General features: G+C 73.9%; 1 protein-coding gene and 1 pseudogene. Both read right to left on the reverse strand.

Going from position 1 to position 1,681, the window contains the following annotated elements; genetic code table 11:
* Positions 1 to 494: pseudogene (locus ACLEQD_RS42870) on the reverse strand (hypothetical protein); the annotation flags it as partial.
* Positions 495 to 752: 258 nt separating this feature from the next.
* The gene (locus tag ACLEQD_RS42875) at positions 753 to 1,520 is read right to left on the reverse strand and encodes a hypothetical protein (RefSeq protein WP_410391720.1); all 768 of its coding nucleotides are present in this window, start codon (positions 1,518 to 1,520) and stop codon (positions 753 to 755) included.
* Positions 1,521 to 1,681: the final 161 nt, after the last annotated feature.

Raw genomic sequence — 1,681 nt, forward strand, 5'->3', positions numbered from 1 at the left:
CGCACGCCGCCCAGCGCCTTCGCCGCCGCCGCGCGCAGGCCAGCGTCCTCCGAGCGCAGCTGCTGGGTGAGCTTGCGCACCGCCTCCGGGCTCGCGGCCTCCATGGAGACCTCGCCGAGCAGCCGCTTCGGCACCGCCGGGTCGTCCGAGGCCGCGGCCACCTTCACCGCCGCTTCCGCCAGCTCCGGGTTGTGGCCGAAGTAGATGCCGGCGCTCTCCGTCACCAGGTTCTCCACCACCGCCTGGCGCACCTCCGGCGCGCTGTCGCGCACCAGCTGCTCGTAGGTGACGACGCCGCCGTTCTTCGCCATGAACTCCACCGACGGCGAACCCTGGAGCGCGCGCACCGCGGCGGCGCGCAGGCCCGGGTCCACGTCCTGGCTCGCGCGGGAGAGCAGCGGCTGGAGCAGCTCCGGCTTCTGCGCGTTGCTCGCCTTGGTGGCCAGCGCCGCGCCCACGGCCTCCAGCACTGCGGGGTCGCGCTCCTGGCTCACCGCCCGGCCCAGGGCCTCCGGCGGCCAGCGCGATGGCGGCCTCCTTCAGGCGCAGCCGCGCGTACTTGCGGTACGCGGGCGAGCCCGTCTTCATGGCGACGCGCACCTCGTCCAGCATGCCCTCCACCGTGCAGGCCGTCTGGGTGGGCGCGGCGATGGGCGCGCCCTGCGCCAGGGCCAGCCCCGGCAGGAGCGACAGCCCCAGCGACAGCCGGAGCGACAGCCGGAGCCCATGGGCCTTGTTCGTTCGCGAGCCCATCAGTGCGGCGCTCCTTCCTCGACCACGCAGTCGTGGTGTTCCTTCTTGCCCAGCCAGATGCGCGCGAAGTCCGTCGTGCCGGTGGCGTACAGCGCCTTGAAGTCCAGGTAGTCCTGCCGCAGGCGCGGGTCCTTGCGCGCGAACTCCTCCACCAGGGGCAGCGCGTCCGCCCCGGCCGCGCGCACCGCGAAGCGCAGGAAGGCCCATCTCACGCACAGGTCATGCTCGCCGTCGAAGGCGGCGCGGTAGGCGGCCAGGGCCTTCCGCGGATCCTCGGTGACGGCGAGCCGGAAGGCGGCCATCTCGCGCACGTCGCGCTCCTTGTCGGTGCGCATCACCTTCGCCAGCGTGTCGATGGAGTCCGAGTCCAGCAGCGGGTCGGAGTACGACGGCATCTCCAGCGCGAGCAGCCGCACGGCCGTGTCGTCCGACGTGGTGCCGATGTCCAGCAGGTCCTTCCAGTACGGCGCATAGGTGCCCGTGCGCTCGTAGTCCTCCTTCATCACCCGGCCCAGCGTGCGCGTGGCCACCCACGCGGCGGAGTCCGCCGAGTCGTCCAGCGCGATGGCCTTGAGGCGGCCCCGCGTCTCCGGCGTGAAGCGGTGCTGCGTCTCCAGCGCGTCCAGCGCGGAGGCGCGGTCCGGCGTGGCCAGCGACCTGTCCTCCGCCACCGCCACCAGCCTCTCCGTGACGCGCGGGTGGCGCACGGCGGGCGCGGCCTTGAGGGCCTCCAGGTAGATGGCCGGCTCCGGCGGCGCGGCCTTCACCGCCCACTCCACCAGTTGCAGCGCGCGGTCCGGATCATCGCCCCACGACGCTCCGTCAGGCGCTCCTGGAGATAGGCCACCAGCGCGGTGTCGCGCGCCCGGATGGCGGCGGCCACGGCGGCGTGCAGCGACTCCAGCGTCGCGGAGCGGTCCAGCGCGGC

Source organism: Corallococcus sp. 4LFB (assembly GCF_046520365.1).
In the GTDB taxonomy this organism is placed as follows: domain Bacteria; phylum Myxococcota; class Myxococcia; order Myxococcales; family Myxococcaceae; genus Corallococcus; species Corallococcus caeni.